The sequence below is a fragment of the Pseudomonadota bacterium genome (genome assembly GCA_026388215.1).
Taxonomy (GTDB): domain Bacteria; phylum Desulfobacterota; class Syntrophorhabdia; order Syntrophorhabdales; family Syntrophorhabdaceae; genus JAPLKF01.
In genome coordinates this window covers 1-7,728 of record JAPLKF010000259.1, presented here as the reverse complement: position 1 = coordinate 7,728, position 7,728 = coordinate 1, and the positions used below count along the sequence as shown (strand labels likewise).

Annotated in this window: 6 protein-coding genes; 5 read left to right on the top strand and 1 reads right to left on the bottom strand. The window is 41.4% G+C overall.

The annotated features are described in order from the left end of the window. The first annotated feature begins 52 nt into the window (after window positions 1-52). From NTU69_12230 to NTU69_12210, 5 genes are all read left to right on the top strand, one after another. Entirely contained in the window at window positions 53-1,510 is a 1,458-nt protein-coding gene (locus NTU69_12230) for a DUF5677 domain-containing protein (protein ID MCX5804273.1), read from the top strand. Window positions 1,511-1,750: 240 nt separating this feature from the next. Continuing rightward, complete coding sequence (gene hxsD / locus NTU69_12225; protein ID MCX5804272.1) at window positions 1,751-2,065, top strand: His-Xaa-Ser system protein HxsD; 315 nt, start codon at window positions 1,751-1,753, stop codon at window positions 2,063-2,065. 2 nt (window positions 2,066-2,067) lie between these two features. Beyond that, entirely contained in the window at window positions 2,068-3,525 is a 1,458-nt protein-coding gene (gene hxsB, locus NTU69_12220; GenBank protein ID MCX5804271.1) for a His-Xaa-Ser system radical SAM maturase HxsB, read from the top strand. Further along, the gene (hxsC, locus tag NTU69_12215) at window positions 3,522-4,649 is read left to right on the top strand and encodes a His-Xaa-Ser system radical SAM maturase HxsC (GenBank protein ID MCX5804270.1); all 1,128 of its coding nucleotides are present in this window, start codon (window positions 3,522-3,524) and stop codon (window positions 4,647-4,649) included. The genes hxsB and hxsC overlap by 4 nt, the downstream gene beginning before the upstream one ends. Before the next feature lie 506 nt (window positions 4,650-5,155). After that, complete coding sequence (locus NTU69_12210; GenBank protein MCX5804269.1) at window positions 5,156-6,628, top strand: IS1182 family transposase; 1,473 nt, start codon at window positions 5,156-5,158, stop codon at window positions 6,626-6,628. A 294-nt stretch (window positions 6,629-6,922) separates the two neighbouring features. Here the strand turns inward: NTU69_12210 and NTU69_12205 are convergent. After that, on the bottom strand, window positions 6,923-7,728 hold an 806-nt coding region (locus NTU69_12205), incomplete at its 5' end, for a hydratase (protein ID MCX5804268.1).

Genomic DNA, 7,728 nt, shown 5'->3' with positions numbered 1-7,728 from the left:
TTTCAAGACCTGACCCCATTATTTTTCTTAGCCACGCAGAGATAGACTAAAGATGGGGCGTAAATCCAGAGAGAAACGCGAAAGGCAAGGGCTGAAAACGTCGACGCTGCGTCAGCATAAGAAGGAGGGCAGTCGGTTTGTACCCCCGATGGCCCAGGTTCCGGCGCTCAACCCAAGTTCGTGGTTGAATGACCGACTACCTGAACTCTTGTGGGGTGCTCTACTTCTGAAGCACTTTCCCCGCGACGTGGTTCTGGAGGTCTTCCGTACCCTTGGCAACCGAGTGGCAAAGTCCGCATCGACGTACGATGTGCGACTAAGCGGGATTGCTGCGGCCCTTCCACCGTCCAAAGCCGTCATAATCGACTTTCTTTGTGGTTCCGAGGAAGGCAAGCTTGCTTTGCGGCCCCTCTTGTTGCTACCCAGTTTACCAGGCCGTGAAGCATGGCTTAGCGCTATTCATGATGAGCCGGACCAGGATGACTGGGGGCATCTAGCGAGAGCAGTTGCAGACGTACTCGATCACCAATCTCAGGCTGCGACGGATCTGCGTTGGGTCGTTGTGTTATGTAGGGTTGCGGCTGGTATGCTGCAGGTTCCGCCAGACATGGTTAAAGAGTTAGCCTTGTACCCACACCTCGGCGATCAACGGCATGTGAGGCCGTCGATACGCGCGACAGAAATCTCTCTCTCGGCAATGAGAGGTGAAGCTGCCCCTGAAGTTTGGCCTGATGAGTTTTGGGCTTATTGCCTAAAAGCCACGCTATGCTTTCCATTAACCGAGCACGCCGTGGAATCTAAGCCGAAAACTGGAACAACTGTTGGGCAACTGGATATGGTCGTACGCAATCTGCTCGATCACTGCAACGCAACGAGGATCACGTCCGCGTTGGACAGCCGACATGACACGGTATTCGGCATGGTACTCTTTGCTCTTGTATTGGTGGATGAACTAATGCGAGTCGGGGTTAGTACTACTATCGGTGCCCGCTTTATACTTCGCACTCTGCTCGAGCTTTACGTAACTCTGGCGTTTCTGGTCAAAAAGGACAATATCGAATTGTGGAAGTCGTATCGAGTATTCGGTTCAGGTCAGGCGAAGTTGGCTCTTCTGAAGCTCGAAGAGGCAACCGACCAGCCGCTCTCTATCTCTATGGACACCCTCCAGAGCTTAGCCAACGAAGACATTTGGCAGGAGTTCTTGCCGATCGACGTCGGACACTGGACCAAGAGCAATTTACGGGAGCTAAGCATACAGGCAGAAGTGAAGGAAGATTACGACCGCTTTTATTCATGGACATCGATGTATTCTCACGGCCATTGGGGAGCCGTCAGGGCAAGCGTGTTCGATACTTGTGGGAACTCTCTGCACCGCCTTCATCGCATACCGAGATCTGCTGCACGGACTCAAGCAGACGTATTGCCCGATGCGGTCGCTCTTGTTGACAAGTTGCTCGATGTAGTGGATCGTGCATATCCTCAATTTGGTAGTCGACTTAAGGCTGGCTAACGACTAGATGCAGTCAATCGCCCATACTGCGGGCTCTGGCTGATCTCCGGGTTATAATATTCTCTTTCATTCCGTAATTTTCAGTCTTCATAACCACATCCTAGTGAACAGTTGTAGATGCAATATTCAATTTCTATCATTTAATAACACCATCTATAGAAGTACAGCTGTTTTATCAAAGTCATTGAACTTTACTTTTTTTGTGGTTTTGATACAATGGAAGTGAGGGGGGTGTAAAAAATGAAAGAAATAGTTAAAAAGATAAGTGATAATCAATTACTCATTGAAGTAAATAAAAAAATATACGAGTTTGAAGCCATCCTACAAACATCATACAAATTTACTGATAAATGTTATATAAATATTGATTCTATTTCAGAAGACATCATTGGGGTATATTTTAAGAAAAAAGACGAAGGTGATGTTTCATTAGAAGAAGTTGTGGATAAATTTTGCAACGAACTGATAGACCAACAAGTAAGAGTGGTTGTGGAAAGAAGTTGTGGTAGCATTAGAGATGAAATAGTCAAAAAAGCTTTTTCTCCAATAAATTAAGTATGTCCTATAAACTTCTTCCCCTTAGGTTTGAGAGATTCAATAATGATGAAATTTTTATTACAAATGAGGTTGGTGAATTTACTTTTATTTCAAAAGATAAGTTCGAACAGCTAATTAAATGCACATTAAACCCGCAAGACGAGACTTTCCTCAACCTTAAGGCCAAACAGATTTTAACTGACACTGATATAAATCCTGTTATTGAAATGCTTGCAACCAAATATCGAACTAAAAAAAGTTTTTTAAACAAATTTACAGCACTTCACATGGTCGTACCTACTTTGCGTTGCAATTCAAATTGTAGATATTGTCAGGTTTCTCGTAAAGACGTAGAGGCGCATCAGTTTGATATGGATAAATCTACAGCAAAAAAAGTTGTTGATACGATTTTTCAATCCCCTTCACCAATGATAAAGATAGAATTTCAAGGTGGCGAACCCCTGCTCAATTTTAAGATTGTGAAACAAATTATTGAATATTCAGAGTGGCGTAACCTTTTCAAAAAAAAGGATTTAGAATTTGTAATATGCACCAATTTAAGTCTTATGACAAAGGATATGCTCAAGTATCTCAAAAAACATCATGTCTATATTTCTACTTCTTTAGATGGTCCAAGAGATTTGCATAATAAAAATAGACCCCTTCAGGCTACAGATAATAGTTATGATATTCTTATTGAGAAAATTAGCTTATGCCGTGAATATCTCGGGCATGATAGTGTTTCAGCATTAATGACAGCTTCAAGGTTTAGCCTTGAAAGGTTTAAGGAGATAGTGGATGAATATATAAGTCAGGGGTTCAATGGAATGTTTTTGCGTTCATTAAATCCTTATGGTTTTGCAAAACGTGATAGACGTATGTTGGGCTATACAATGGAAGAGTTTGTTGAAAATTATATAGAGGCATTAGACTACATTATTGATATAAACCTTAAAGGCACTTATTTTGTGGAATCTTTTGCATCCTTATTACTAACGAGAATGTTGACACCGTTTTCTACGGGCTTTGTTGATTTGCAATCCCCTGCTGGTATAGCCATAAGTGGAGTAATTTATGATTACAATGGTAACGTATATGTATCGGATGAAGCACGTATGCTTGCTGCAATGGGAGACAATAAATTTCTAATGGGTAATGTAAATAAAAATTCTTATTTGGAACTCTTTAATAGTGAATTTATCCGTTCTCTTATAAGGTCTGCTTGTTTGGAGTGTTTACCAGAGTGCTCAAGTTGTGCATATCAGAGTTTTTGTGGAGCAGACCCTGTTCGCAATTATTCAGAACAGGGCGACATCGTGGGACATCGACCTACAAGTGAAATATGTAAAAGAAATAAGAAAATTATGCACTATCTTCTGGATTTAGTAAAACAAGGTAACGGAAAGATTGAAGACGTATTTTGGTCTTGGATTATAAGAAGACCAATAGAAAATAATGTTTGTATTACCTCATCATGAAAAAAATAACTGGTATACCGTTATTAGATATAAACAATCATATAATAGGTAAAATAACTTATAAACCGATTAAACATTCCTTAAGGCAAGATTTTATTTTTGTGGCAAATGGTGAAAAGTTAGAATCTGGTTATGCAGCAATTCTTGTCACCAAACGGAATCGTGACCCTAAAGGAACAACTATATTATGTAACCTTGAAGATATTAAATATCTTAATACTGGGGATGTGGTTTCGATAGAACCAAATGGAAATATCAATGTTTTATATAAAAAAAATTCTGTTGGTAACGTTCTTCTTGTTACAGAACGTTGCAATTGTTCTTGTATTATGTGTCCACAGTCTTTAGTTACAAAAGAGGATGATAAAAGCCCATTTATTTTTAAAATTATTTCCTTGATTGATAATAATACACAGTTATTGGGGATTACTGGTGGTGAACCTACACTAATAGGGGATAAATTGATAGATATAATAACAGCCTGCAAACAAAGACTACCAAAAACTAAATTAATCATGCTAACAAACGGTATTAAACTGGAAAATTTTGATTATGTTAAAAAAATTGTGATGGTTCAACATCCAGACCTCACTATCGATATTCCACTTTATGCTGACACCGATACAGAACATAACAATATCATTGGGGCAAATGGATTTTATAAAACAATACAAGGTTTATATAACCTTGCTCGCTTCAAACAAAAAATCGGTATAAGAATTGTTATCCATAAATTGAATTATAAGAGACTCCCCCAGTTAGCAGAATTTATTTATCATAATTTTCCATTTGTATTTCATATAGCTTTTATGCAAATGGAAACAATGGAAGTGGCGAAAAAAAATATAGACATACTATGGATAGACCCCTATGATTACAATGAACAACTCGAAAAAGCTGTTACGTATCTCTGGAAACGAGGTATGAATGTATCTATATATAATGCTCAACTGTGTGTATTGCCAAAAAATCTTTGGAGATATACAAGAAAATCAATCTCCTCTTGGAAAAACATATATCTTGAAGAATGCGGAAAATGTGATTATCTGGAAAATTGTGGTGGATTTTTCGCTTCATCGCTTGAACTACATAGTCAACATATTGAAATCATAAAGAAAAATTAAAATACCTTGACAAAAAAATTCTGCTTGTTATAATTGTGAATAAAAGGAGGGAATGTATTATGAGAAGATTTCTTACGGTTCTCGTATCTGTTTCGCTCTTCCTTTTCTCCTTGGTTCCTTTTGTAAAACCTGTAGTTGCAAAGCAAACCAATACAATATCCACAATTCAGAGTTCGACCCCTTTATTTCTACAACATGCAAATGATGTTCTTAATCAAAGTGACAACAATGTTCAATTAGCTACGCATTGGTCACACAGTTCCCATGAGTCACACAGTTCACACAGTTCCCACTCATCACACTATAGTTCATAGTAATTAAGAATTAATTTTACAAAATTAACCCTCATGGTTGAACATGGGGGTTTTTAATTTTTAAAGGTAGGGATTGGGGGTCAAATCTTTACAGCCTGTTGAAAAACTCTCCCTAAACCCTCATAAATCCCTGGTCTGTTGCTCATCTATATGGTAAAATACGGTATATAAACCATTCCACCGGAGGCCATATTGTTAGGAGAAAAAAACAGACAGGAGCCGGCATTCTATTACGTGAAGATAGATGATCTGATTCCCGAAGACCATCTTCTAAGATTGATACACAAGCATGTTGATTTTTCCTTCATCCGCAACAAGGTAAAGCATCTCTACAGCCATACCGGCAGACCCTCGATCGATCCTGAACTATTGCTCAGAATGCTCCTTATCGGATACCTCTATGGGATACGCTCAGAAAGAAGGCTCTGCGAAGAAGTAAATATGCATATCGGCTATCGCTGGTTTGTGGGTTTGAGTCTCCAGGATAAGGTACCCGATCACTCCACCTTCTCCAAGAACAGGCATGAACGCTTTGCCGAGAACGATCTCTTCCAGCATATCTTCGATGCAATTATTAACCAGTGCATGACTCATGGATTCATCGATGGGAGACATCTCACCATTGATGCCACCCATATCCAGGCCGATGCCTCCTTTAAGAGCATGGAGCCCATCGTGGTGGAGCTTAAACCGAAGGAATACATCGAAGTCCTCGAAAAGGAGAATCCTGTAGAAGACCCCTATGAACCGGGAAAAGATTATCCCCATAGAGGACAGAAGATAAGTAACGATACCCATCGTTCACAAACGGATCCCGACGCACGACTTTCCCGGAAGTCCTCTACCTCTACAACACAGCTTAGCCATGCAGCTACATACGTTATGGACAATAAAAGCAGGATCATCGTGGGAGCCGACATCGCCAATCCGGATAGACACACAGACTGCGAAACAGCACTATCTGAACTCCAGAAAATAAAGTGGAGGTACAAAATCATCCCGGAGACACTCGGGGCAGATAAAGGATATGCAACGGGAGAGTTTATCCATAATCTTATCAATGAAAACATTGTTCCTCATATACCGGTTATCTCCTATCGTGATCGGCGCAACCCCGACATCTATCCGATAGCTCAATTCACCTATAATAAAACAGACAACATCTTTGTCTGCCCCCAAGGCAAAGAACTCAAATACTGGGGCATCCACAAACACAGTAAGCAGCACGTCTATAGAGCCAGTACAAAAGACTGCTCCGTCTGTCCGGTAAAATCAGAATGTACAAAAGACAGGTCACGGTCGGTGAGTTATCACATCTACGAAAAAGCTCTGCAAAAAGCACGGGAACTGAGCAAAACCAAAGGATATTATCTATCCCAGAGAATGAGGAAAAAGATCGAGGAACTTTTTGGAGAGGCAAAGGAGTTCATGGGGTTCCGGAGGGCCAAGTTCCGGGGAAGAAAATGGATAAAAGAACAGGTGCTCATGACCGCCACAGTACAGAATATAAAGAGGATGGTAAAGATGCTCTCCCGGATAACACCGAGGGAGGAGGCGGTCAGTAAGGGCAATCCATTTGGTTACGGGAATACGCAATATAATCCTTTTCTGTTCTTATTGCGGTATGCACAAGGTTTTACCTCAATTTGCCGGCAAGCATTATGATGAAAGAGAGTTTTTCAACAGGCTGTCAAGACCTGACCCCAGGTCTCTTTTCTTCATCGTCCATTTCCCACCCGTCACCGGTTGAGCCTGGAATAAGATAGCCTTTGACCCAGGGGACTATATGTGCGAGGTGGGCTGACATACAGTCGAAATCTATACTGTCATCATCCGTGTAGTACGTAAGGAGTGGACATTACAACTGAGGCATGCCGGAGGGAAAGAGCTTCTTGATTAATTCCCTCCGTTTTTCTGCAATGCTTTTCATGAGGCTATCCATAAGGACGCCCCGGTAGGCTAATTGAAGGTCACTGATATTTCCACTGGGCCCTTCGGATCCAGTCCAGTATATACGGCTTTCACGGTGGCACCTGGCTTTGAAGGCATCATCTTCGTGAGTGAGCCAAGGGAGAGTAAGTCACCTTTCTTCAATTTCTTTCCCTCGGCAGCAAGTGAATCTTTTATCCAGAGGACAACATTAAGCGGGTCACCAAGGAGAGCGGTCCCCTTACCTTCTGCAACAAGAGCTCCTTTCTCATCAAAAACCTGAAGGGTAAAGTTTTTCAGCCGCTCTATCCATTCCGGCGTTGCCTTGAGAGGAATGCGTTTACCCATAACCCCGTAACGGGCACCTACGTTAATTGCTACAAGAATCGGGCCGTTGAATTTAACACCTTTGCCACACACCAGGTCAGGTAATTCTATAAAGGGAATCACCGCATCAAGGTGTTTCAAGGTTTCTTCCGGGGTCTTTGCCTGATTGATCGCATCGTCTTTGACCCTCACGATTAAGTCCCCTTCGCTCATAGAGATGGAACCGAAATTCGCCGGGATAGTGGTGCCGCTTTTGAGCATCATCTTTTTCAACAAAGTGCCCCGTACAGGCTGACTCACACCAAAAACCTTCTGCACATTGGGATTCGTCAATCCTGCTTTATAACCAACTGGCTTTCCAAACTCTTTGGTAAGTATTGAGACAAACTCTTCCTGTACTTTCACTGCCTGCTCCATTGTCATGTTCGCATCAACTTCAGTAACCGGAATCTTCTTCAGGAATTGCTCTGCCAGTTGAGTGGCAAAATCAGCAGCCTGGATATTAGTAA

Coding starts and splice junctions, on each gene's coding strand:
- NTU69_12230 (MCX5804273.1), top strand. CDS start 53: ATGGGGCGTAAATCCAGAGAGAAACGCGAAAGGCAAGGGCTGAAAACG.
- hxsD (MCX5804272.1), top strand. CDS start 1,751: ATGAAAGAAATAGTTAAAAAGATAAGTGATAATCAATTACTCATTGAA.
- hxsB (MCX5804271.1), top strand. CDS start 2,068: ATGTCCTATAAACTTCTTCCCCTTAGGTTTGAGAGATTCAATAATGAT.
- hxsC (MCX5804270.1), top strand. CDS start 3,522: ATGAAAAAAATAACTGGTATACCGTTATTAGATATAAACAATCATATA.